General features: G+C 53.9%; 19 protein-coding genes. 6 read left to right on the forward strand and 13 right to left on the reverse strand.

Annotation, left to right across the window (positions count from 1 at the left end; translation table 11 throughout):
* Nucleotides 1-112 precede the first annotated feature (112 nt).
* Nucleotides 113-754 (forward strand): type II secretion system protein, encoded by a 642-nt coding sequence (locus PVA48_RS06370; protein ID WP_022396393.1) that lies wholly within the window; start codon nucleotides 113-115, stop codon nucleotides 752-754.
* Nucleotides 755-912: 158 nt separating this feature from the next.
* The gene (locus tag PVA48_RS06375) at nucleotides 913-1,980 is read left to right on the forward strand and encodes a 3-deoxy-7-phosphoheptulonate synthase (RefSeq protein ID WP_102727930.1); all 1,068 of its coding nucleotides are present in this window, start codon (nucleotides 913-915) and stop codon (nucleotides 1,978-1,980) included.
* A gap of 140 nt (nucleotides 1,981-2,120) precedes the next feature.
* Here PVA48_RS06375 and PVA48_RS06380 read toward each other — a convergent pair whose 3' ends face one another.
* The 11 genes from PVA48_RS06380 to PVA48_RS06430 all read right to left on the reverse strand — a co-directional run bounded on the left by PVA48_RS06380 (nucleotide 2,121) and on the right by PVA48_RS06430 (nucleotide 13,338).
* Complete coding sequence (locus tag PVA48_RS06380) at nucleotides 2,121-2,603, reverse strand: hypothetical protein (protein ID WP_102727931.1); 483 nt, start codon at nucleotides 2,601-2,603, stop codon at nucleotides 2,121-2,123.
* Nucleotides 2,604-2,825: 222 nt separating this feature from the next.
* Complete coding sequence (locus tag PVA48_RS06385; RefSeq protein ID WP_022396390.1) at nucleotides 2,826-3,812, reverse strand: AEC family transporter; 987 nt, start codon at nucleotides 3,810-3,812, stop codon at nucleotides 2,826-2,828.
* Nucleotides 3,813-3,866: 54 nt separating this feature from the next.
* On the reverse strand, nucleotides 3,867-4,514 hold the full coding sequence (locus PVA48_RS06390) for an HAD family hydrolase (RefSeq protein WP_102727932.1): 648 nt from the start codon (nucleotides 4,512-4,514) through the stop codon (nucleotides 3,867-3,869).
* Nucleotides 4,511-5,113, reverse strand: coding sequence for a sugar O-acetyltransferase (locus PVA48_RS06395; RefSeq protein WP_022396388.1), 603 nt, complete (start codon nucleotides 5,111-5,113; stop codon nucleotides 4,511-4,513). The genes PVA48_RS06390 and PVA48_RS06395 overlap by 4 nt, the downstream gene beginning before the upstream one ends.
* A 69-nt stretch (nucleotides 5,114-5,182) precedes the next feature.
* Nucleotides 5,183-5,989 carry a class I SAM-dependent methyltransferase gene (locus PVA48_RS06400; protein ID WP_423232418.1) on the reverse strand — a complete coding sequence of 269 codons (807 nt, stop codon included), beginning with the start codon at nucleotides 5,987-5,989 and terminating at the stop codon, nucleotides 5,183-5,185.
* Between the two features lie 509 nt (nucleotides 5,990-6,498).
* The gene (gene tet / locus PVA48_RS06405) at nucleotides 6,499-8,418 is read right to left on the reverse strand and encodes a TetM/TetW/TetO/TetS family tetracycline resistance ribosomal protection protein (RefSeq protein ID WP_050625029.1); all 1,920 of its coding nucleotides are present in this window, start codon (nucleotides 8,416-8,418) and stop codon (nucleotides 6,499-6,501) included.
* Nucleotides 8,419-8,926: 508 nt separating this feature from the next.
* Complete coding sequence (locus tag PVA48_RS06410; protein WP_423232419.1) at nucleotides 8,927-10,270, reverse strand: plasmid recombination protein; 1,344 nt, start codon at nucleotides 10,268-10,270, stop codon at nucleotides 8,927-8,929.
* Between the two features lie 320 nt (nucleotides 10,271-10,590).
* Nucleotides 10,591-11,745: a helicase RepA family protein gene (locus tag PVA48_RS06415; protein WP_019541683.1), complete on the reverse strand. Its 1,155-nt coding sequence runs from the start codon at nucleotides 11,743-11,745 to the stop codon at nucleotides 10,591-10,593.
* Nucleotides 11,746-11,752: 7 nt separating this feature from the next.
* The gene (locus PVA48_RS06420) at nucleotides 11,753-12,073 is read right to left on the reverse strand and encodes a plasmid mobilization protein (protein WP_016412726.1); all 321 of its coding nucleotides are present in this window, start codon (nucleotides 12,071-12,073) and stop codon (nucleotides 11,753-11,755) included.
* Nucleotides 12,073-13,149: a site-specific integrase gene (locus PVA48_RS06425; RefSeq protein WP_016412725.1), complete on the reverse strand. Its 1,077-nt coding sequence runs from the start codon at nucleotides 13,147-13,149 to the stop codon at nucleotides 12,073-12,075. The genes PVA48_RS06420 and PVA48_RS06425 overlap by 1 nt, the downstream gene beginning before the upstream one ends.
* Nucleotides 13,150-13,338 (reverse strand): helix-turn-helix transcriptional regulator, encoded by a 189-nt coding sequence (locus tag PVA48_RS06430; RefSeq protein WP_016412724.1) that lies wholly within the window; start codon nucleotides 13,336-13,338, stop codon nucleotides 13,150-13,152.
* Nucleotides 13,339-13,527: 189 nt separating this feature from the next.
* Between PVA48_RS06430 and PVA48_RS06435 the strand changes: the two genes are divergently transcribed.
* Entirely contained in the window at nucleotides 13,528-14,061 is a 534-nt protein-coding gene (locus PVA48_RS06435; RefSeq protein ID WP_016412723.1) for a helix-turn-helix domain-containing protein, read from the forward strand.
* A gap of 210 nt (nucleotides 14,062-14,271) precedes the next feature.
* Here PVA48_RS06435 and guaA read toward each other — a convergent pair whose 3' ends face one another.
* Both guaA and guaB read right to left on the reverse strand, forming a co-directional pair.
* A complete protein-coding gene (gene guaA, locus PVA48_RS06440) occupies nucleotides 14,272-15,795 on the reverse strand; it encodes a glutamine-hydrolyzing GMP synthase (RefSeq protein ID WP_102727933.1) in 1,524 nt (507 codons plus the stop codon).
* A gap of 12 nt (nucleotides 15,796-15,807) precedes the next feature.
* A complete protein-coding gene (gene guaB, locus PVA48_RS06445) occupies nucleotides 15,808-17,259 on the reverse strand; it encodes an IMP dehydrogenase (RefSeq protein ID WP_102727934.1) in 1,452 nt (483 codons plus the stop codon).
* Between the two features lie 192 nt (nucleotides 17,260-17,451).
* Between guaB and PVA48_RS06450 the strand changes: the two genes are divergently transcribed.
* The 3 genes from PVA48_RS06450 (at nucleotide 17,452) to PVA48_RS06460 (ending at nucleotide 24,163) form a co-directional block, all read left to right on the forward strand.
* Nucleotides 17,452-17,943: a low molecular weight protein-tyrosine-phosphatase gene (locus PVA48_RS06450; protein ID WP_102727935.1), complete on the forward strand. Its 492-nt coding sequence runs from the start codon at nucleotides 17,452-17,454 to the stop codon at nucleotides 17,941-17,943.
* Nucleotides 17,944-18,458: 515 nt separating this feature from the next.
* A complete protein-coding gene (locus PVA48_RS06455) occupies nucleotides 18,459-19,142 on the forward strand; it encodes a hypothetical protein (RefSeq protein WP_423232420.1) in 684 nt (227 codons plus the stop codon).
* Nucleotides 19,127-24,163, forward strand: a complete 5,037-nt coding sequence (locus PVA48_RS06460) for an RHS repeat domain-containing protein (protein ID WP_419002195.1) — start codon at nucleotides 19,127-19,129, stop codon at nucleotides 24,161-24,163. The genes PVA48_RS06455 and PVA48_RS06460 overlap by 16 nt, the downstream gene beginning before the upstream one ends.
* The last annotated feature ends 11 nt before the right edge of the window (nucleotides 24,164-24,174 follow it).

Here is a 24,174-nt window from a genome sequence, read left to right on the forward strand (position 1 = left end):
ATGCCGGGGCCATGCGCCGCATGTTTGCCGCTCCGGAAACGCGCTTTGAAATTGGCGGTTCCGGTTGTTTTCCGCTTGCCCTGAACCGTAATTGCGCTACTCTTGGCAAAGTATGAAGGCACCTTTTTTGAACCGTAAATCCAAGGGATTCACGTTGATTGAATTGCTTGTGGTGATCGCCATTATCCTGACGCTGGCCGGCATTGCCATGACGGTGGTGAACGGCGTGATGGAAAAATCACGGGTTACCACGGCGCGGAGCGATTGCAACGGTTTGCAGACAGCCGTTGAGAACTACATGCTGGACAACGGCCGCGTTCCCGTAGCCTGGAGCGGACGGGAAATGGCCAAGCAGGCCCGCAAGGACGGACAGTATTACATGACGACCGCCGTGGACGACGACAGCCGCATCATGAGCATCCTGACCAACTACATGGACCGCGGGGATGAAGACAGGAAGCTGAATCCCAAGAAAACGGCCTATTTCAACACCACGACCACGGATGTGGAAGGTTCTCCCGGCCTGTTCTTTGAAAGCCGTGGCCGCGTGGGCCTGATGGACCCGTGGGAATCCCCCTACCACATCATTTTGAATGCCAATCCCGACGACCGCACCCCCCGCGTCCAGGTCGGTTCCCGCATGGTGACCAAGAACGTGGCCGTTTACAGCGTCGGCAAGGACAAGCAGGGCAGCACGGAGGATGGCCACATCAACAATCCGGAAATGACGGAAGACAACGTGACTTCCTGGTAACGCATTCCGGAACCGCCTGTTGAGAGGCGGGACCGATTTATTTTGCGGGGCTTCCGGCTTATGGCCGCGAGGCCCCGCGATATATTCAGGCATATTGCCTCCAAACCGTATTTTTTTCTTTTCAACCACTCTCAAAAACCCCTCAATAAGTCCCAGACATGAACTGGTTCAAAACAGACGACGTACGCATTCAAGACATCGAGCCCCTGATTTCCCCCGCCATCCTGATCAAGGATTATCCGGCGACCACGGAAATCGCCAAAATGGTGGCTACGACCCGCAAGAATGCGGAGAACATCATTTCCGGCCACGACGACCGCCTGCTGGTGGTGGTGGGGCCGTGCTCCATCCATGATCCCCAGGCCGCAGTGGACTATGCCTCCCGCCTGAAGGAGCAGATGGCGCGCTTTGAAAAGGATCTGGTGATCATCATGCGCGTGTATTTTGAAAAACCCCGCACCACGGTGGGCTGGAAGGGCCTCATCAATGACCCGTTCATGAACCATACCTTTGACATCAACCGCGGCCTCCACATGGCCCGCGGGCTGTTGCTGCGCCTGGGTGACATGGGGATTCCCGCCGCCACGGAGTTCCTGGACACCATCACCCCGCAATATATCGCGGACCTGATTACGTGGGGAGCCATTGGCGCGCGCACCACGGAAAGCCAGGTGCACCGTGAACTGGCCTCCGGGCTTTCCATGCCCGTGGGATTCAAGAACGGCACCAGCGGCAGTCTCCAGATTGCCGTGGACGCCATCATTTCCTCCTCCTGCCCGCACTGCTTCCTTTCCGTGACCAAGCAGGGCGTTTCCGCCATCGTTTCCACCACGGGCAACAAATCCTGCCACCTGATTCTGCGCGGTTCCTCCCTGGGCCCGAATTTCGATGACGAACATGTGAAGGAAGCAGCGGAAGCCTTGCAGAAGGCCGGCATCAACAACCGCATTATGGTGGACTGCTCCCACGGCAACAGCTGCAAGGATTACCGCAAACAGCCGGCGGTGGCCGCCAGCATCGCGGAACAGATTTCCGACGGTTCCGACCAGGTGGTGGCTGTGATGATTGAGAGCAACATCGTGGAAGGGGCCCAGCCGCTGAGCTCCGACCTGGTGTACGGCAAGAGCATCACGGACCAGTGCATCGGCTGGGACAGTACGGTGGAAGTGCTGGAAAACCTTGCCGCCGCCGTCCGCAAGCGCCGTGCCAAACGGCAGGAAGCGTAAGTCTTCCGGTGTTGGCGGAAGACATTCCTAGGGATTAAGGACCAGGGGGTACGCCTTGGGTGATTGTACCCGGAAGCCGTAGTTCCAATCCTTTATATCCGGTTACTTTTCATTGGCCCTTCGGCGTTTTTGCCGGAGGGTCAATGGTCGTCTCCCCACAGGTAGGAATGGCGTTCGGAGATTGTTTTGCCGTGGTTGTCCTTCAGGACGAGCTTCCATGCGAGAATCTCCCCTTTTGTTTTGGCTTCATCCCCGATGAATTCAAAAACGGAATTTTGCGTGCCTCCCTTTCTCCCGGCAGGGTAGGAAATGGATTTTGTCAGGACGGCTGAACCTGTTTTTCCCTGTCGGTACATCATGACCAGGGTGGCCGCCTGTTCCGGGTTCGCATCATTCCAGGTGACGAAGTAGTATTGGCCCAGACGCTGGAGGCGTTGTTGCTGGGAGACGGCGCCGTGCAGCAGGTAAGTAGCCTGGGAGCGGTGCATGCCTACATCTTCTGCAGGAACCACCGTGGTTTTCAAGGGAACCTCCCGCACATGTTCAATCCGGGAAACTTGCTCCGCACAGGAAAACAGGACCGGCAGTACGGCGGCAGTGCAAAGGGGAGCAGGAAACTTCATGGAGCCCATTCAATACACATCCGCCGGGGGAGTCAACACAAAGGTGGGAAAGCTTCAGCATGGAAATGTGGTGGGGCCCAGAAAGAATAAAGGCGTTCCAGGACTGGAATGGTTCTGCTGATGGAGTATCCAACAAGGGAACCGCATCCATGAACGGGAAAGGTTCCGGAAGCACGGAGCTGGCCCGTGTCCCAGCCGGGCGATGACGCTGCCGCGCCGCCTTTAATACAACGGTACGACCAGTGAGGAACCCAGAGCCAGCCAGCAGGGCAGCGTAAGGAAGGAAGCCACGGTAGTGGTCAGCAGGATTTGGGTGCCCAGGTCGGGATGGCCGCCGAAGCGTTTGGCCAGAATGACCGGGATGACGGCGGAGGGAATCGCCGCCTGGATGATGATGACGCGCTTGATATAGTCGTCCACCGGCAGGAAATAGGCCATCAGGAGCAGCAGCGCCGGAGCCAGTCCCAGGCGCGTCAGCAGACCGCAGATGATGGGTTTGGGCTCCCACTTCATGTTGTGCCACAGGTCTCTCATGGAACAGCCGAACAGGATCAGGCACAGGGGCGTGGCGCAGTTGCCGATCATTTCAAAGGTTTTCATGAGAGGCGGCTGGGCTACATAGGTTCCCAGGCCGGACCAGGCGAGTGCCAGGCCCACGATGACCGCCAGCAGGGGGCCGCGGAAGAAGACGCCCATGTTCAGGTTGCCCGGACCGCCTGCGATGATGATGACGCCGATGCTCCATACGACCAGTTCACACCCCACGTTGTGGACGAAAAGGACGCCCAGCGTGGGGTCATTGCTGGCCGTGAACAGCATCTGGATAATGGGAATGACGAAAAAGGCGTAGTTCTGCACCCCCGCCGTCAGGGTGAAGGTGCGCAGGCCCGTGCCGATGCGCATGCGCAGCATTTTGGCGACCAGCCATGCGGACGCGATGCCCAGCAGAAGTTCCAGCGCTCCGGCTGCAATAGCCTGGAGGGAAAAGGAAACGCTGCTGAGCGTTTCATTCCCGGAGAGCACCATGTACTTCATGATGCTGTGGAAGACGAGGCAGGGATAGGCCACATCCATCGCGATGCGCATGATGGGCGCGTCATGGTCCGCCTGGATGACCTGCTTGTGGCGCAGATAGAAACCCGTGGCGAAGAAAAGATAAACGGGAATGGTGGAGAGGAAGGAAGTGAGGATGATGGAACCGGTGTCCATGGCGGCAGGATTGCAGGGCGCGATTGATTAAGGCAAATAAAAAAACGGAACAGGTTATGTGTTTTCCCGCGTCCGGAGCAGGAAATGCGACAGGTCCCTGATGCTGAAAAATACTTTTGAAGGGTTGGCTTCTTCCAGGCCGCGGATGTCCGCGGTAGTTCCCCAGGCGGCGGACAGGCAGGTCACGCCCGCTTTCCTGCAGGCGGTTACATCCGATACCGCATCCCCGACGTAATAAAATTCATCCTTTGCCAGGTGGCAGTCATGCAGCAGTTCCCCAATGGCTTCCGCCTTGTTCGGCCTGTCTTCCGCGCCGGTCTTGACAGAGCAGAACAGATCCTGCATGCCGAATTGTTCAAGCGTAATGCGGCAGCTCTTTTCTCCTTTTCCGGTAATCAGGGCAATCAATATTCCCTCCTTTTTCAAGGTGTTGATCAATTCGCGAATGCCTTCATACGGTTCCGGGCATTCCTCATGCATCTTTTCATAAACCGGGTAAAAATCATGAAGGGCTTCCTGCCATTTTTCCCCGGCGACCATTTTAATCATTCCTACTTCATTCAGGCCGAAGGTCTGCGTAATTTCCCGTTCGCTCAGTGTACGGCCCGCGTAGGGGGAAACTGCTTTTTCAAACGCCCGGATGCACATGGGGACCGTCTCCCCTATCGTCCCGTCCAGGTCAAAAGCGATCAGTTTAATCATTGTTCGCGATTCCCGTTGATTTTACGGATAACCCTGCAGGGGTTTCCCGCCGCCAGGCTGTCGGGGGGAATGTTTTTGGTGACCACGCTTCCGGCGCCGATGACGCTGCCTTTTCCGATCGTGATTCCCGGCAGGATGATGACGCCGCCGCCAATCCAGCAGCCGTCTTCTATCGTCACCGGAAGGGCGAAGGTATGGCGAATGTATTCCATGCCCTCCGCCGTTTCCACGGGAGTGAGGCGCTCATTCAGCTCAATGGGGTGCGTAGCGGTGTAAATCTGCACATTGGGAGCGATGAGCACATTGCTGCCGATGGTGATCCTGTTGCAGTCCACGAACGTGCAGCCCGTATTGACGGTGACGTTGTTCCCGATGTGGATGTTGCGCCCGTAGTCGCAGGTGAAGGAATGACCGATGGATACTTTGGCGCCGATGCTGCCCAGCATTTCCTTCAACACCTGGCGCTTTTCCTCCTTATGGTCGTAAGGCAGGGAATTGTACTTCATCAGGAGCCGGTGGGTCTTGCTCTTGAATTCCAGAAATACCGGGTCATGGCAGTCATACCATTCGCCCGCCATGCATTTTTCCAGTTCAGTCATTGTCTTTTTCCCTTTGTTGTTGATTATGGACTGTGGCAGCCATTCTGCCGAGCGATCGTGAATGAATGCTCATTTTGCAGGGTATGCAGATGCTTTCAAGCTAAATGACATGGGATACTTGTCCCTGTTGCAGCTATACGCATATAGCCCTTTCTTTGAAGAAGAAGCCTGCATATTTCCAGAATCATAAAAGTTTTCAGCATGTTCATTAAAATATTCAATGTGCAGACCGGCCCTCGTCAATGAATTAATAATATCCGAAACCGTATGCATCCAGAAATAGGATTTTACGCCATCTTTCGGTTCACAGGCGTATCCGCCGATGGAACTATCCACAGAGGGAATTTTACTGAAATAGGGATATTTAATCTCGAAAACTTCCTTGTCCAGTTTGCTCTCATCAAAGGAAAGAAAAAATGGTTGTGAATCAAATACATACAAATAGCCGTTATCCTTTAAAAGACTGCGAATGGTATTCGCCCATACATTCAAATCGGGAAGCCATCCCAATACTCCCTCCGAGGTAAAGACAATATCGTATTTTTCACCATGAACTTTTGATAAAGTCATGATGTCGGCTTCAATGAATTTTACGTTTTTAAAATTAAGATCGCCGGCAAGTTTATTTGCAAAAAATATGTTGTCAGGAACTAAATCTACCCCGACCACGCTTTTAGCTGTTTTGGCAAGTATCAATGTATCTGCACCGGTATTACACTGTAAATGGATTATTTCCTTGCCTGATATGTCACCCAGTTCTTCCTGTATATAATAGTTCAAGTGAAGATTATCATCACTTAGTAAAGCTTTAAAGTGATGATAATGCTCTTCTGATATTTTACCCCAAGCCTGCTTGTTAGATTCAATTTCAATCATGCAATATTGCCTTCTTGTTATTATAAATACCTTTTTTACTCCTCCATCGCAGGAAGTGATATACGATGCTATTCTGCAAATTACCAGCAGGGAGCAGCGGTGCACCGCCCCTTGCCATTGGCAAGGAACGGTGCCTGCGCTTTGTGGCAAACAAAAGGTTAAGGATAAACTAAACTTTAACCTCGCTGGGTTTATCCTCTCGCCATGCAATAGAGATCGAAAGACCTGTATTCATGGGACTTTACAGCCTCCCTTTTAGGGGCGGTATAGTATTACTCCCACTCGTTGTTGGGCATCGTGTTTAACGGATTTTGCTTCATAAATTTGATACCTCATTTTTTTGATTATTTGATGTGTCCATATTATCCAGCCTATACGATGGGCTGTTATCAAATTGTTATCGGTGGTGATAACGGGGGGTAGCAGGGTTGTTGTTTTCTCTGGTGGTTTACAACTACATTTTACCACGAAAGGCAGGGAAATGCAATAACCATCCTTGCTGTGGCGTATCAAGGAATCTTACTGAACATATGGCGCACCTTATCCAAACGGCTGTTTGGACGACGGGGCTGGATGACTGGCTCGCCGACAGTGGCCTGATACCCTTTCAGTTCCGTCAGGCACACGCTCCGCCCGTTGGTGTAAAAGGCCAAATCAGTACGGTATGCCTGTATGCAACGGGCGGGAATCTCGCCAGTAAAGACAACTTCATCCTTTTTTATCTGGGCCGTTTCGATGGTGGCACAGTATTTCGGCGCATCATGATAAGCCCTGGAAAGGTATTCCTGGGGCGCATAGAGGGTGAAGGAGAGATAAGGTTCCAGCAACTGCGTCCCAGATTTCTTCAATGCCTGTTCCAATACAATCGGGGCCAATGAGCGGAAGTCCGCCGGCGTACTGACCGGGCTATAGTAAAGTCCATATTCAAAGCAAATCTTACAGTCCGTTACGTTCCAGCCACACAAGCCTTGCCCCAAACCGTAACGGATACCATCCATGACAGCGTTTTGAAAACTCTGGTTCAGGTATCCCAGGGAAACCCGGCTCTCGTATTTTACACCGGAGCCAAGCGGGAGCGGTGTAACAGACAGTCCGATAGATGCCCAAAACGGGTTAGGCGGCACCTCGATATGGATGGTGTGACTGGCCACTTTGAGCGGCCGCTCTAAATAAATGACGGTGGGTTCCTTCACTGCTGTTTCAATCTTGTATTTTTCCGTCAGCAAAGCGGAAACAACCTCCAACTGCATCCGACCCAAAAAAGAAAGAATGATCTCATGGGTGGTGGAATCCACCTCGTAGTGCAAAAGCGGGTCAGTATCCGCAATTTGCGTAAGAGCGTCCAGCAACCGGTCTCTTTGCTCTGCCGTTTTTGGCGTAATCGTCGTCCGCAGCATAGGGAAGGGAACATCACTCCACATTTCACGAGGAAGTTGGGTTTTGTCCCCCAATATATCGTTTAATCTCAAGCTGTCGCTGGGAAGGATGACAATTTCGCCCTTATGGGCGGTATCTGTCCGAACAATCTCCCCTTTGGATGGAATACGCATCTCTGTGATTTTCAGCTTTTCTCTCCCGGCCAGGGCCACCGTATCCCGCAGACGCAGCGTTCCGCTGTATAGCCGCAGATAGACAAGCCTCTGGCCGCAATCTGTATACTCCACCTTAAAAACTCTACCGCACAGGGCGGCGCTCCCCTGTTCCTTGGTCGATTGGAACAGCCCTATCACCGCATCCATCAACTGTTGAATGCCAAGGCCGTTTTTGGCGCTACCATGATAGACCGGGAGCAGGGAGGCGTCTTGAACTCGCCGCTGTTCTTCTTGCGCAAGTTCTTTCTGACTGATTGATTCTCCTGCGATATACTTTGCCAATAACTCATCGTTATTTTCGATGACCGAATCCCACACCTCTGCACTAGTGTTTTCTGTCAGAGTTATTTTCGAGGACAGCGACACTGTCTGCTTGATGATAATATCAGCGGAGAGCTTATCCCGAACAGACTGATATACGCTCTCCAAATCAATGCCAACCTGGTCGATCTTGTTGATAAAGATAATGGTGGGGATGTTCAATTTCCGTAGGGCATGGAACAGAACACGGGTCTGGGCCTGCACGCCATCTTTAGCGGAGAGCACCAAGATGGCCCCGTCCAAAACAGCCAGAGAGCGGTATACCTCTGCCAAGAAATCCATGTGGCCGGGAGTATCCACAATATTGACTTTACAACTGTGCCACTGGAAAGAAGTGACTGCCGTTTGAATGGTAATTCCACGCTGCCGCTCCAAAAACATAGTGTCCGTTCTCGTTGTCCCTTTTTCGACGCTCCCCGGCTCTGAAATGGTTCCGCTGGCATACAGCAGGCTTTCTGTCAGTGTCGTCTTGCCCGCATCTACATGGGCAAGAATCCCGATATTGATAATGTTCATGTCTATCCTCCATACAAGGCCCAAAAGGGCGCAAAAATCCCCAGCGGCAAATACTTTTACCGCTGGGGATCATGACTTCGGATACATAGAAACGCATTCAGCTAACATGAGCCGTTATCCGTCACGATATTTGATAAAAAGGCAAAAGCATTCTTAAATTGGGTACAAAAACCAAGCCCCTGCAAGGGGCAATTATTTTTGTGCCCATTATCAAATTTTATTTAAGAATACCTTGCCGCATGTTGAATAGACTCCTCAAATCAGGATGACAGCAGTATAGCATAGCACACTCTAAAATGCAAGAAGTTTTTACCCGCTGTCCCAAATAAATCAGGAGGGCATTCACCGGGACACCCTCCGATTTGGGGCCTCATGCGCAAATAATTTCTGTGTCCACGATTTCCGCCGCACACGCCCGAATATTGTTAGTCCCTCTGCAACTCATACCACAGACCGTTGCCCTCGTCAAAGATGTACTTTTCCATGAAATTACCTCCATTTTTTGTGATTATCGTGCGCCTACCCTCATTTTTGACCTTGCACCCCATTTCCGCTCCTTTTCGACCTGTTCCTGCTGGTAAGCTGCCTCCAGTATCCTGTCCGCCTGTTCCGGGCCAATGGCCCGTCTGACCCGCTCATAGTCCCTGACTTGCCCTTTCAAGCCGTCCCTCTCGGCACAAACCTCATAAATCCTGGCTGACAGGGAGCCGTTCTTACTGACCTCACAATCATAGGCGCTCTGCAACCGCTCAAACTTGCTCTTGAGGTCGAAGTAGGCCCGGTAGACGGAGCGCAGCACCTTGACAATCTTCTCCCAAAGGGGCTTGGCCTTTTTCTCCCGGTAGGACTTGGCCGATTCCAGCGGCCCCGCCTCCGGCAGCGTCCGCTCCGGGTCGTCGGAGAAGTCCGCCGCCAGTTTCTCCATGCCCTTGAGCAAGGGCGCTACATCGTCCAGCTTAGCCCTGGCCTGGGCCGCTTTCTTCTCAGCTGATGCTGCCTCCTTATTCTTTTTGTCGGCCTCAACCTGGGCCAGCGCCGACACCTCTTGAAGCTGTGCAAGCCGTTCCTGCTCACGCTCCGTCTTGAACTGCGTAACAGTCAAATGTTCTTCGGAACTACCACGTTCCCCACGCTCTACATCGTCATAGCCAGCGGAGCGCATATGCTCAAAGAAATCATCTTGCAGGACACTGTACGACTTTCGTAGAACGGGTTTGCCCTTAGCTGTGCGTAACGGCTCCCCGGTGGTTTCGTCCAGAATGGGCTTGGACGCCCACTTCTTGCTCATGCTCACCTGCATGATCGTTTCCTTGACCTTGCCCACCAGGGACTTGTCCTTGCACCGCTTTGTCCAGCGTATCTCCTTCTCCACTACCGGGATATAAACCACATGGAGGTGGTAGTGGTACACGTCCTCCCCCAGCGCCTCGGACATGGCCCGGTTGCGCTCGTCAGCGTGCATGACCGCCGACAAAATATACTGCTCTCCGCCCACGATTTTGATTGCGGCTTTGTATGCTTCGGTGTAAAATTGTTTTGCAAAGTCATAGCCGCCGTGGTTGTAGAAGTAAGCGGAGTTTACGTCAAAGACCAGCTCACCATATCGAAAGGCATCCTCCTTGATACCACGAGTGGAAATCACGCCATCAGCCTCCATTCGAGCAAACATCTCTCGATACCCGGCAGACGGGGTTTTGAAATGGACATTGAGCGGCGTCCGCTCCAGTACAATGTCCTGATTGACATAGGAATCCTTCTCACGCTCGTTGTGCTGCTGGGTGTTACCGATCTTGGTTTCGGTCAGCCTCATATTTCTTGCGTTGGTACGGTCAATACCGTCGCCTCTCGCCATAGGCAAAAATCCTCCTGTTTCAGATGTTGGGTTGTTGAAAGAGGACGGGGGTTCGGGGGAGGCACTTCCTGCGGGAAGTGTAATAACCCACTATGACACTTTCATCCCTTCGGTCTGCAAAGTGTCGTGGGCTCTCCGAGGGGGTGTGGGGGCTTTGCCCCCGGCAACTGCGGTTGCCTCCCCCAGCAGGGCCGCCCTTTGAAAAGGGCACCCTGCACCCCGCCTAAACTTTGCTGCTCCCCGTGACAGCCGTGACGACCGTGACGATGTTTCAGACACCGCCGCCACTCTCAAAAAAGCCGTCACAGCCGTCACGGTCGTCACGCCTGGGACGGTTCCAGCGTCAGGCTGATACTTCTCCCGGCGTGGCTCCTGCTGTTCTCATAGCGGATGTGGTAGTCTGTCAGCAGCTTCCCGGCCCGGACGTTTAGCCGCATCGCCAGGGCGTTGGGCTTCATGTCAGTCTGGAGCGCCGCTACCAGCTCGGTGGCCGTACCACCCCAGGTCGGCTTCTCCACCGTCACAAGGGCGGCTATGGCCTCCAGCACCGGGTCGGGCGGCTCTGTCCATGCCTCCGTTTCCGTACGCTCCAGCGTCCATATCAGCCGTTCCTTGTCCTTGGTAAGATAGAATCGCTGGTCTTGCTGGTCACGCCCGGCCACGTCCAGAACGGCGCTGCCGTCTGTCCGCTTCTCCTTTTGAAGAAGAAAGGCCCCGTCCGCCGCTCCGAGCAGGCCGTTGGTGCCGGAAATCATATCGAACTTATCATCGGCCTGTTGTTTGCGGGTGTGATGTACCAGCAGGAGGCAGACGCCGCAATCATCGGCAAGGCGTTTCAGTTTCCCCACCACTTCGTAATCATTGGCATAGCTGTACTTATCCCCGCCAGCCTCCCGGATTTTCTGGAGAGTGTCAATGATAATCAGCTTGGTGTTCGGGTGTTCCCGGACGAACTTCTTTAGCTGTTCCTCCAGGCCAACGCCAAGCTGTTTGGCGTAGACCGCAAAGAGCAGATTGTCGGTGCCCTCTGTGCCGAACATTCGGTATAGCCGCCCCTGCAAGCGGCGGTGGTCGTCCTCCAACGCCAGGTAGAGGACAGTCCCCTTGTGAACAGGATAGCCCCACAGGGGGAGGCCCATGCTGACATGGTAGGCAAGCTGAGCCATCAGGAACGACTTGCCCACCTTGGGCGCTCCCGCAAAGAGGTATGTCCCAGGGTAGAGCAGACCGTCAATGACGGGCGGTCTGCTCTGGTAGATGTTCTGGTAAAGGTCGTTCATAGAAACCGTGTGGAGGTAGGCCGGGTCGCTCATGCGCCGCATATCTCGGAGCATTTCTTCCAAACTTTCCTCTTGGGGGTTGTTTTCAGCCGTTTCCTCTGCTATACTTTTGGCAGTTGTTTGTGAAATGGGCTGTTCCCCGTCTGTTGGCGCAGACGGAACCGGGACAGTCCTTTTCGTTTCTCTGGAATCCATCAATCTATCAATCCTCCTTCATGCCGCCCATGATAGCGGCAATCATCCGAATGGTGTCCAGCAGCTCGCTGTCCACGTTGGCCCCGTCCCTGATCCGCCACAGCTCGGCCAGCACAGTGGCCAGTTCGTCCCGCAGGGCCTTATACACCCTGGGATTGCCCTGCACTACCACGTCCCGGCACAGGAGCCGCTTGGTGATGTAGTCTTGCTTCGTCAGGCCAGAGAGCCGCACAGCGGCGTCAATCTGCTCGTTTTCCTCCGGGGATACCCGGAAGGCCACGGTCTTGTTCCTCCAGCGGTTGTGAGTGTCCAAATTCTTAGCTGACATTACGCTCCCATCCTTTCAAAGTCCAGTTTGTCCGCCATCTCCGTCTGCTTGGACGGAAACAGGTGGGCGTAGCGGTAGGTGATCTCGATACTCTCATGCCCCACGCGGTCAGCAATCGCCACAGCGGAGAAGCCCATGTCAATCAGAAGTGAGATGTGCGAATGCCGGAGGTCGTGGATTCTGATACGCTTGACCCCTGCCGACTTCGCCCCTCTGTCCATCTCATGGTGGAGATAGCTTTTCGTGATGGTGAAAATGCGCTCCTTCTTCTTGATGCCGTAGAGCATCCCCAGGTAGTCCTTCATCTCGTCACAGAGGAAGTTGGGCATTTTAATGGTGCGGTTGCTTTTCTTCGTCTTTGGCGTGGTAATGACGTCCTTGCCGTGGAGCCGCTGATAGGACTTGCTGATTTTCACCGTCCCGGCCTCAAAGTCAAAGTCTGCCGGGGTCAGGGCCAGCAGTTCCCCCTCCCGAATACCACACCAGTAGAGCATTTCAAAGGCGTAGTAGGAAACGGGCTTGTCCATCATGGCGTCCGCAAACTTCTGGTACTCCGCTTTCGTCCAGAACAGCATTTCCTTCCGTTCCTCTGACCCCATGTTTCCAGCCTTGGCGGCGGGATTGGAGCGCAGCTCATAGAAGCGGACGGCGTGATTGAAGATGGCGCTAAGCTGGTTGTGCAGGGTTTTGAGATAGGTAGCCGAATAGGGCTTGCGCTTCTCGTCCCGGTAGGCCAGCAACTCGTTCTGCCATGCGATCACGTCCTTGGTGGTGATCTCGCTAATCTTCCGCTTGCCAAAGTAGGGCAGAATTTTCTTCTGGATGATGTTCTCCTTGGTCAGCCAGGTGTTCTCCTTGAGCCGGGGTTTCACATCCTTGGTGTAAAGCTCGGTAAAGGCTTCAAAGGTCATATCCAGGTCGCCGGAGGTCTGCATCTGGAAACTGCGCTCCCACTCCTGGGCCTCCCGTTTGGTGGCAAAGCCACGCTTGCACTTCTGTTTGCGCTCCCCCGTCCAGTCCTGATACCGCACCATGACGTACCATGTTCCTCTTGCTTCGTCCTTAAAGACTGGCATTTAGTTCCCTTCCTTTCTGGCCCCGTAGAGCCGTTCGTTGAAATACTGGCGGTTGACCCGCCCTGCGATGGTGATGAAGCCCTTGTCCTTCAATTCTTCGTTGAGCTGCCGGATGAGTTTATAGGCGTAGGGCTTCGATACACCCAGCTCGTCCGCAACTTCTTCCGCCCGGATGAATCTGTTCTCCATATGGATTCCTCCTTTCTTTTGATTTAACGCTATTTGCTTAACGTAGTCCTATTATACTAACTCTATTCCGTTATGTCAAGACCTTCCAACGAGAAAATATAAACAAATTTATTTATTTTTCTCTTGACTGGTCTAAACATATCTGTTATACTTCAAGTGTCCCCATTACATAGATTGGAGTTGGCAGTTATGGCGATTGGTGAACGTATTCGTTTCTTCCGCAACATGAAGGGCATCACACAGAAGTATCTTGGCATGGTGGTGGGTTTCCCGGAACGCTCCGCCGATGTGCGTATGGCACAGTATGAAACCGGGAGCCGCACCCCCAAGGCCGACCTGACAAAGACACTGGCTGACTTCTTTGATATTTCCCCTGATGCCCTGACCGTCCCTGACATAGATACCGACATCGGCCTGATGCACACCCTCTTTGCTTTGGAGGATATTCGGGGGCTGACTATTGGGGAGATTGACGGCGAGGTTTGTCTGCGTCTGGACAAATCCAAAGGCAAGACCTATACCAATATGCTTGATATGCTGTCCGCCTGGGCGGAGCAGGCCAAGAAGCTGGAGGCCGGGGAGATCACCAGGGAAGACTATGACCGCTGGCGGTACAACTACCCCAAGTACGACACCACTCACCGCTGGGCCAAAGTCCCCTCCAAAGAGTTGAGCGATTTTCTGGTAGAAGCGTTCCGGGACAGGCTTGACATAGACGAATAGACAGCAAAAGCCCTTACCGACGTTGCCATCGGTAAGGGCTTTCTAATATGGTTGTCCTCACTTATAAGCCGTAAAAAAGCATTCTTTACCCGCAATCCAGTGGGAATATAGAATGATACGGTATATGGGGAGCGTTATCAAATCGTTATCAAAAGAGAGATATAAAACCGTAAAATCGTTGTGCCACAACGGGTTCGGAGTTTCAAAAAATCACTCCCACTCAATGGAGGCCGGGGGCTTGGTGGAAATATCGTAAAGGACGCGGTTGATGCCCTTCACTTCATTGAGGATGCGGTTGCTGGTTTCACGCAGCAGGGCCGGGGGCAGTTCTACCCAGTCCGCCGTCATGGCGTCTTCCGACACGATGGCGCGCAGGTTGGTGGCCCATTCATAGGAACGTTCATCTCCCTTCACGCCCACCGTTTTCACCGGGATGAGGCCGGCGTAGGCCTGCCAGACCTTTTCATACCAGCCGTATTTCTTCAGGTTGCCGATGAAGATGGCGTCACACTCCCGGATGATGTCCAGGCGGTCCCTGGTGACTACGCCGGGGCAGCGCACGGCCAGGCCGGGGCCGGGGAAGGGGTGGCGCCACAGGATGTCGTGAGGGATGCCCATGGAGGCGCCCAGTTCGCGCACCTCGTCCTTGAACAATTCCGCCAGGGGTTCCAGCACCTTCCCCTGCGCCTGGAGTTCCAGCACGCGCTCCACGCGGTTGTGGTGTGTCTTGATGACGGAGGCCTTGGACTTGGCGTTGGAGGCGCTTTCAATCACGTCCGGATAAAGGGTGCCCTGGGCGAGCATTTCCGCGTCTCCCACAGCGTCCCAGAATACGTCGATGAACAGGCCGCCGATGATGCGGCGCTTCTTTTCCGGGTCGCCTTCCCCGGCCAGGGCCGTCAGGAAGCGTTCGGAAGCGTCCACCGTTTCAATTTCCACGTTCATGCGGGCGAAATTGGCGCGTACCTCATCGGCCTCATTCTTGCGAAGCAGACCGTTGTCCACGAAAATGGCGCGCATGTTCACGCCTGCCTCATGCAGCAGGACGGCCAGCACGGTGCTGTCCACGCCGCCGGAGACGCCGCAGACCACCTGCTTGCTGCCCACGCGTTCCCGGATTTCCCGGATGAGCTGCCTCTTGAAGTCGCCGATATCGAATTTCTTGAGGTTGGCGGCGCAGGAGAGGAAGTTGCGCAGGATGGTGCGCCCTTCATGGGAATGGGTCACTTCCGGATGGAACTGGATGCCGAAAGTTGCTTCTCCCCACTGGAGGGAGACGGGGACGCCTTCCGCGTTGCGGGCGATCACCTGGCAGCCTTCCGCCAGGTGGTCCACCGTATCCGAATGGCTCATCCATACCTGGGAGGAGGGGGACATGTCCCGGTACAGGCCTGTGCAGGCTTCCGGAAGCAGGGCGGCGGGGCCGTATTCCCGCTTGTTGCTGGCCTTCACGGAACCGCCGTGCTTGATGTTCAGCAGCTGCATGCCGTAGCACACGCCCAGGACGGGGACGTTCAGGCTCTTGAGCCATTCAAAGTCAATGTCCGGAGCGTCTGCGTCCGTGGTGCTTTTGGGGCCTCCGGAAAGGATGACGGCGCCGGGTTCGTGAATCTGGTCCAGGTCTTCCAGCGCGTACAGTTTGGCCATGTAGCCCAGTTCGCGCACGCGGCGCACAATGAGCTGGGTGTATTGGGAGCCGAAGTCAATGACGGCTACGAGGTGCTTGTCGTCCATGGGAGAGAGGGTTTAACAGGAATAGTTGATGGGTTCTTCCGTGATGGTGATGTCGTGGGGATGGCTTTCCTTCAGGCCGCCGGAGGTGATTTGGACGAACCGGGCCTTGTCCCGGAGTTCCGTCAGGCTGTGTGCGCCCAGGTAGCCCATGCCGGAACGCAGGCCGCCCATGAGCTGGAAAACCACGTCCGCCAGCATGCCCTTGTATGGAACGCGCGCTTCCACGCCTTCCGCAACGAGCTTGCCGGAACTGTTCTGCCCGTAGCGGTCGCCGGAGCCGCGGCGCATGGCGCCCAGGGAGCCCATGCCGCGGTATTGCTTGAAGTGGCGGCCCTGATAGTGGACCACCTTGCCGGGGCTTTCTTCCGTGCCGGCCAGCAGGCCGCCCAGCATCACCAGGTCAGCGCCGGCGGCCAGGGCTTTCACGATGTCCCCGGAATAGCGGATGCCGCCGTCTGCAATGACGGTGACGCCCGCGGGACGCGCTACGGAGGCTACCTCCTGAATGGCGGTGAACTGGGGCATCCCCACGCCGGAAATAACGCGGGTGGTGCAGATGGAGCCGGGGCCCACGCCCACCTTGATGGCCTGCACGCCCGCCTTGATGAGGTCGGAGGCTCCTTCCGCCGTCACCACGTTGCCGGCCACGATGGGGCGGTCCGTCAGCTTGCGGAGGTTGGAAACCACGTCCATGACGCGGGTGGTGTGGCCGGTGGCGGCGTCAATGAACAGGGCGTCCGCTCCGGCGGAAACCAGCGCCTTGGCGCGGTCCAGGTAATCAGGGCCCACGCCCACGGCGGCGCCGCAGCGCAGGTGGCCGTGCTCGTCCTTGGAAGCGTCTGCAAACATGGCGCGCTTCTGGATGTCCGTTTCCGTGATGAGGCCGGCCAGCACGCCGTTTTCATCCACCAGGGGAAGCTTTTCAATGCGGTGGGTGTAAAGAATGTGGCGCGCTTCCTCAATGGTGGTGGTGGGAGCCGCCGTAATCAGGCGGGAAAGGGGGGTCATCACGTCCTTGACCCGGATGTTCTGGTAATCGTCCACGCCGCGCATGTCGCGTCCGGTGACGATGCCTTCCAGCCTGCGGCTGGCGTCCACCACGGGGAAGCCGGAGTAACCCTGGTCCATCATGATCTGATGGACTTCTTCCAGCGTCATGTCCTTGTTCACCGTGACGGGGTTCGGGATGACCGCGTTTTCAAAACGCTTCACGCGGGAAACCATGGCCGCCTGGATGTCGATGGGATTATTGCGGTGAATGACGGCCAGGCCGCCTTCCCGTGCCAGGGCAATCGCCAGTTCTGATTCGGAAACGGTATCCATGGCTGCGGACAGCACGGGAATTTTCATGTCAAAACCGGGAACAAGCTGGGAACTGATGTCCGCATCACCGGGAAGAATCGCGCTCAGGCGGGGCAGCAGGAGCACGTCATCAAAACTTAATCCAAGAGGGAGATCTGCCATGCGATAATCTACAGCCAGACACCCTCTGACGCAAGCCGAAACACAGGGGAATCTTATTTTGGGACGGCACGGCGGCGTTCTGCGCTTTGCTCCCTGCGTTGTCCCGGCGTGTGTCTGTTTTCCGTACAGGAAACTCTTCCCTCTTGATCCGGGGAAACGTCTTGCCTATCCTGAAAAAAAGAATTGTCCCTCATGAATGCTTCCGAACCCTACCGAGTCCTGTTTGTCTGCCTGGGCAACATCTGCCGTTCTCCTGCGGCGGAAATCATTTTTAAGAAGATGGTGAAGGAACAAGGTTTGGAAAGCCTGATTGAAAGCGATTCCGCCGGCATGATCGGCTATCATCGCGGCTGTCCTCCGGATGCCAGGATGGTCCAGGCCCTGGAAAAATACGGTTATCAGAATCCGGGAGTCAAATCACGCCCCGTGCGGAAGGATGATCTGGAACAGTTCGACCTGGTTGTGGGAATGGACCGGGAGAATCTGCGGGATTTGAAACGGCTGGACAAAAGAGGGCAATGGGAAGGAAAGATTGTTCCCATGTGCTTTTTCACCACCCGTTTTCTGGATGAGGAAGTGCCGGATCCCTACTATGGAGGGCAGGAAGGCTTTGACCATGTGGTGGAATTACTCCAGGACGGCTGCGCCAACCTTTTAGAGAACTTGAAGGAGCAGCTCTCCTGAATGATAAAAATGTATCGAGGGAAGGTTATTCTTCCCTTTCGTCTCAAGCGATTCCCGTGCTGTGTTCTGCTGGGAAAGGACCGGTTTATGCCCGGAATGAGGATTGGTCATTATTCCGGGCGATGGGAAGTCAGCCGGTATTCAATGAAGCTTCCTCAGTAGTGGGGAAAATCCCCTCTTTCTCATGGGAAAGAAGTAGTTTGGCTGCCAGAGTGAATGAAATGGCAGATATTCTTATGGCCCCTGGATAGCGTCTATTCCGTTTTGGGCGTGTTGAAGAGTAAAAATTAGTTGGCATAGGTAATGAATTGATAAAGTTATTGCTGGCATTCCCGTGTTGGAATCAATCAATGATTGATAATCAATGATTAATCTATTTCAACCATGAAAGAACAATTTAACGACGATATCAATTCCCTACAGGGGCGCGCAGTTCCGACAGCGGAGGAAAACCGACGCCCATCGATGAAAGCGCTCCGGATGCTTTTGACCGGAATTGGAATTGGGAATTTGAGGTGCGCCCGCTGGGGCCTTCTGAAACGGCCAAATGCTTTGTCACCATGGGCGCCGATGATTTGGCGACGCTGACGGTGGATCAAAAGGAGATCATGAACCTCGGTCCGCGCGGGCCGGAAGGAGGCGGTACCTATGATCCGAAGGAAACCTCATTTGACATCGAGGGAGGGAAGCATGAGGCTCATTTGGAATATCAAAACATTACCCTCAAAGACCATAAGAAGAATGTTGCCAAGCTTACCTTTGATATGAACGTGGTCGTCACTGACCATCAGACTGGTTCTTCCTCTTCCTATGTCCCTCCGGATACGCAAACGGAACCGGTGGACAATGACGACGAAGGCGAAGACGATCCATGCGGTTCCAGCAGCGGAGGGAGCAGCAGTTCTCCCAACAGCAGCTCCAGCAATCCATGTCCGGACGGCAACAATGGGGGAGATGAAGACGGTGATGAGCCGGTGGGCAATCCTTCCTCTTCAGACGGATGCATGGATAACACGGGAGGAGCGGAACCCCCTCCCACAGCTCGCAACAGGTTTTCTTCCGCCTCCCTGTACGGCAGCATTTCTTCCGCCGGTAAGCGCGTAACCACTCAGACCAGGAAAACCAGCATGGTGTGGCGCACCAATTTCGGAGCTTTCCGGGGATGGAAGGAATGCCTTATGGCATGCTGGAAATTGTAGCTTACAACTTTTCTTCCAAATTATGGACGCCCGCCGCTCTTCAATACCTGCACCCGATGGCAAGCAGTATCCAGCCGCCTCCCGGAGGCAGCTTGAGAGCGGACACGGCTTTTCAGATCAGGAATGGGGGTACCAATGTCAATTATTACTGCTATGCTGGCGCGGCCAGTGGCGGGTCCAAGAAACGGGGTGGCTCCGTTTCCATGACTTACGCCCAAGAGAGCAGCCGTACTGCCAATGCAGCTTCTCTTTTTTCTACGGAAATGCGCGTGAGCAATAACAGGGGAAATTCCGTTCTGTACGGAGGGGCTTCACTCTCTTCCCTAAAGAACGCTACCGGGTATGTTTCCAAGCTTGGTTCTTCCTATACGGCGCAGGATTTTTCCCAATATCTGGACATCGTGCGGGGGAGTGACGGAAACATCCGCCAGATATGGAACCTGTGGGATGGCCTTGCCAGTATAGAAAATGTGACGGCTGACGGCTATGTGATTGCCTTTTATCTGCCGGAGCAGGCGGGGGAAAAAGCGAATGGCGTTTATCCCGTCACGGGTATTCCGTTTAAGACTTTCTCCATTTCCGGAGATACGGCAACCAGCAAACTCACGGTCACGGAACAGGCTGAAGGCCGTTCCCCCTATGTCACCCGTTATTGGCAGGGAACGGGAGGCGCCTGGTGCATGTCCCAGGGTGAAGAAGAAGACGCCATTTACACCCTGCGGGAAAAACAGACTGTCACTTCCACCACATGGAAATTGATCACTACCGTTCAGCGCGGAGAAACAGGAACACCCATTTCTCGCGTGTGTGAAACTTATGAACAGACCTCCAAGGGGAACCTTTGCACCAGCCGAATTGAAGCCTACGGCACTGATTATGCCCGGGAAACCACTTACGATTATAACAGCATAGGAAAACTGTCACGGGAAACTGCTCCCGACGGGAGTGTCAAGACGTGGGCCTACGACGCTTTTGGTCGTGAAACAGTTCGCATGGAACCCTGGTCCGGAGGGGAAAGAAAAGGCACCTACACCTATTACCGGTACTCGGACCGTCCGGATCCGGATATCATCCACCAATATGTCGTTCTTACCATCAAAGCTGTACGGTTAAGGGACACGCACTACACCTATGAGGAAGCCAATGATGTGCGCCGTGTGACCAAGCGGACGGCTGCCCTGGGTGCGGAAGGAGAGCAAGTGGAAATAACGGAAACATGGATGCCCTCAGCTTCCAATGTCCATGCAAGGGGCCGGTTGAAGATGCGGCAGGCCGTCAATGGGGTACAGACCTCTTACGAGTATGAAGCAGACAGTCAATACGGCGCCCTGTACAGGATTACGGCGGAAACCCGGGTTGGGGGAGAAGCTGTGCCGGGGCAGAGCAAGCGCAAATTGACTTACGTGTCCGCACAGGGCACCAACACCCGGATAGAAAAATACGCTTTTCTGATGGATGGAACCTGGGCATTGACAGATACGGCGGACTACGAATATGACAAGGAGAGGCGATGGATCAAGCGCACGCGCGGCAACGGACGCGTGACGGAACGTGAAATGATGTGTTGCGGCCCCTTGTGGGAAAAGGATGAAGACGGAGTGATGACTACGTATGCCTATAACACGGCCCGCCAGCTTGTGGAAACCATTCGTTCGGCTACGGAAACTACTCCGGAAACCATTGTCAGCTACACGCGGGACGCTTTTGGCAGAACCCTGGCGATACGGCGGGACGTTGGTCCCATGGCCGCCAGTGAAGGGCGGGAATACAACCTGCTGGGGCAGCTTGTTCGTGAAACGGACGTGCTTGGGAGAGACCATACTTATGCCTATAGTGAGAATGGATTGACGAAAACCGCTACCACGCCGGCAGGAGCTACGCTTGTCACCCGCCGCCATGCGGATGGAACCATTTTGGAACAAAGCGGAACGGGACAGAGGCATTTGCTTTATCAAACGGAATGCATGGAAGAAGGGATTCTCCATTCCACCCTTATACCGCAGGAAGGCGGGGAACCGGTCCTCATGGAACAATCTGTAACGGATGGCTGGGGCAACGTGGTCCGTCTTTCCCGGGCCAGTGCCAGCGGCGGCCTCATCCATGAACGGTACAGTTTTGATACAAAGAACAGGCTGTTGCGGAAAGGGACGGACGGCATGGCCCCGATGCTTTACGACTATGACTCCTTCGGCAACGTAGTGAAAGAGACATGGAAGTTGGCGGAAGAACCTGCCCCGGCTAACTCCCGTATAACAGAATACTCCTATGCCTGTGAACGGAGGGAAGACGGCATATACCGTGTGAAGACCGTAATTAACTACAATAGTTACGGGCTGCCTTACTCGAAAAGCACGTCTACGCTGGTCTCTTTCCTGTCCCCAGTCGTTGCTGAAAAGATCATCTCTTCGGATACGAGAGGCAATGAGATTCCGGAATGGATGGAATATACGGCTCCCGGCAAACGTACAATCAGGAAACAGGTTCCTGATTCCATAGTCATTGCAGAAGCACTTGTCATTGACGGGTATGAAGTCTCCAAAAAGGATTTCGCAAACATGACTACGACCGCGGCGCGTTCCTACACGGCCACGGGGAAAAAGGAAATCCTGACGGACACACGCGGCAATGAAACCACGATCATGTTTGATCTTGCCGGACGCGAAACCGGGAGAACAGACGCTGCCGGCAATACGGTTACGACTGCCTATGATCCGGCGACGGCATTGCCCTCCTGCATCACGGACGCACTGGGGAAAACGGCTTGCTATGCTTACGATTTGCGCGGACGCAAGACTGCTGAATATGGTACGGCAGCGCAGCCCTCTGTTTTTGCTTACGACGATGCAGACAGGCTGATAGAACTCAAAACTTTCCGGGCTCCGGAAGAAACCATTGCAGGTGATCCGCGTGAACGGACGGATGGCGATACCACCGTGTGGAGCTATGATGAAGTCTCCGGCCTCATGACGGCAAAAACCTATGCTGACGGGCATGGGGAAACCTATTCCTATGACGGGTGGAACAGGCTGGTGACCAAATCACAAGCCCGGACGGTTGATGAGCAGGGAACTCATCTTATGACGACTTACGGCTATGATGAGTTGACGGGGAATTTGCTCTCTGTCACCCACAATGATGCCACGCCGGCCATAGGTTACACGTATAACCATCTCAATCTCCTTACGCAGGTAACGGATGATTCCGGTACGCGCACGTTTTCCTATAACCAATACAATGAAGCGGTACAGGAAAATACGGCAGGTTTGGTGGCCAGTCGGCTTGACTATCAAAGGGACAGTCTGGGTCGATTTCCTGGCTATAGTTTGCAATACAAAGGTGATGTTGTTTTTCAAACCATTTGGAATTATGATATGTACAAACGCCTTGGCACTGTTTCCCTCAGGCATGCAGGCGACCGGTTTACCTACGGCTATCATGCAGTTCATGGACTGTTGGAAACGCTCACCTATCCCAACGCCCTCAAGAGATGGTATACCCGGGAGGAAAAGCGTGACTTGCTGACTAAAATAGCCTACCAGCGTCCCGGGAGCGCCGACTATTTAGCTAAAGTCGACTATACTTATGATGCACTGGGGCGCCCCCTGGAAAAGAAGGATTACTTTAATACTCCCAATCCCGATCTTACTCATGTTTACACGTATAATGACCGGGACGAACTGGTTGCCGACGTGATGAACCGGGGCGGAACGTACAGCTACTCCTATGACAATATCGGTAACCGGTTGACCTCACAGGAAGGAGCGGAAGCGGCTCCCACCGTTTATTTGTCAAATAATCTCAACCAGTACATTTCCGGTGATCGGGAACCCTCACAGGAAGAAACGGGAGAAATTACAATCGTCTATGAGACGAATAGCCTCAACCAGTACACTTCCATTACGGATGGAGAAGAAAGGCCTTTGATACGGGAGTACGACGAAGACGGCAACCAGATTAAGGTAAAAACCTCTACAGGCGAGTGGGAGGTAAAGTATAACGCCCTGAACCAGGCGGTCAGATTCACGCAGGATACCAAGCGGGTGGAATGCCGTTACGACTACCTGAACAGGAGAGTGGAAAAAACAGTCTATGAAGGAGAAATGCTGGTGTCCCGGAAACGGTTTATTTACTGTGGTTTTCTCCAACTTGCGGAACTGGATGCAGCCAATGCAACGGAAACGGTGCAACCCGTTCTTCGGAAAACCTATCTATGGGATCCTATGGAGTCCACGGCAACACGAATCCTGGCAATGACCACATTCGACGAAACGGGAACCTATGTAGAAAACCTTTTTTATACGCATGACCTGCTGAAAAATACTACAGGCCTATTCGATACCCAGGGAGAATGCCGCGCCCTGTATGAATATGGTCCATACGGCAATGTTCTCAGGATGGAAGGCAATATGGCGAAGGATAATCCCTTCCGTTTCTCCAGTGAATATGCGGATGATGAATTAGGTCTGGTATATTATAATTACAGATATTATAATATTTTAAACGGTAGATGGTTGAATAGGGAGCCCATTGGAGAGGATGGTAATTTCAATTTATATAGAATGGTTTATAATAATCTTTTCACGTTTATCGATTATACTGGGAGTATCCCAGTGAAAACACCGGATGCTGCGATGACCAACTCTCCTTCTTATCTCGCGGATATAGCAAGAGCGACTCGAGGCATTACATCATCATCTAATATATCTCGAAGAGCTGCAAGAGTTGCGGCTGCGGCTGCGGCTGTTGTCATCGCTACCCGGAAAGGCTGTAAACCCTGTAAGCCCCCGGCTGGATCGAAACGGCATGACATTGCCAAACCAGGATCCAGAGAAAGAGGAGCTCACAAGTGTGATACTGTAGGTCACGTTAAAGTATGGACGATGAATCAGGCTCCATTTCCATCATGCATATGCAATTGGAATGGTCCTGTTACTTTGGAAAACACACAAACTCCACCAGAAGGAAGTGCCCCGGATGGCCCTCCCCCTCCTAATCCCGCTGGTGGCGGAGGCCCTTTATAATATAGAACAAA

The organism is Akkermansia sp. JRP_AM1 (assembly GCF_049262625.1).
Taxonomy (GTDB): Bacteria; Verrucomicrobiota; Verrucomicrobiia; order Verrucomicrobiales; family Akkermansiaceae; genus Akkermansia; species Akkermansia massiliensis.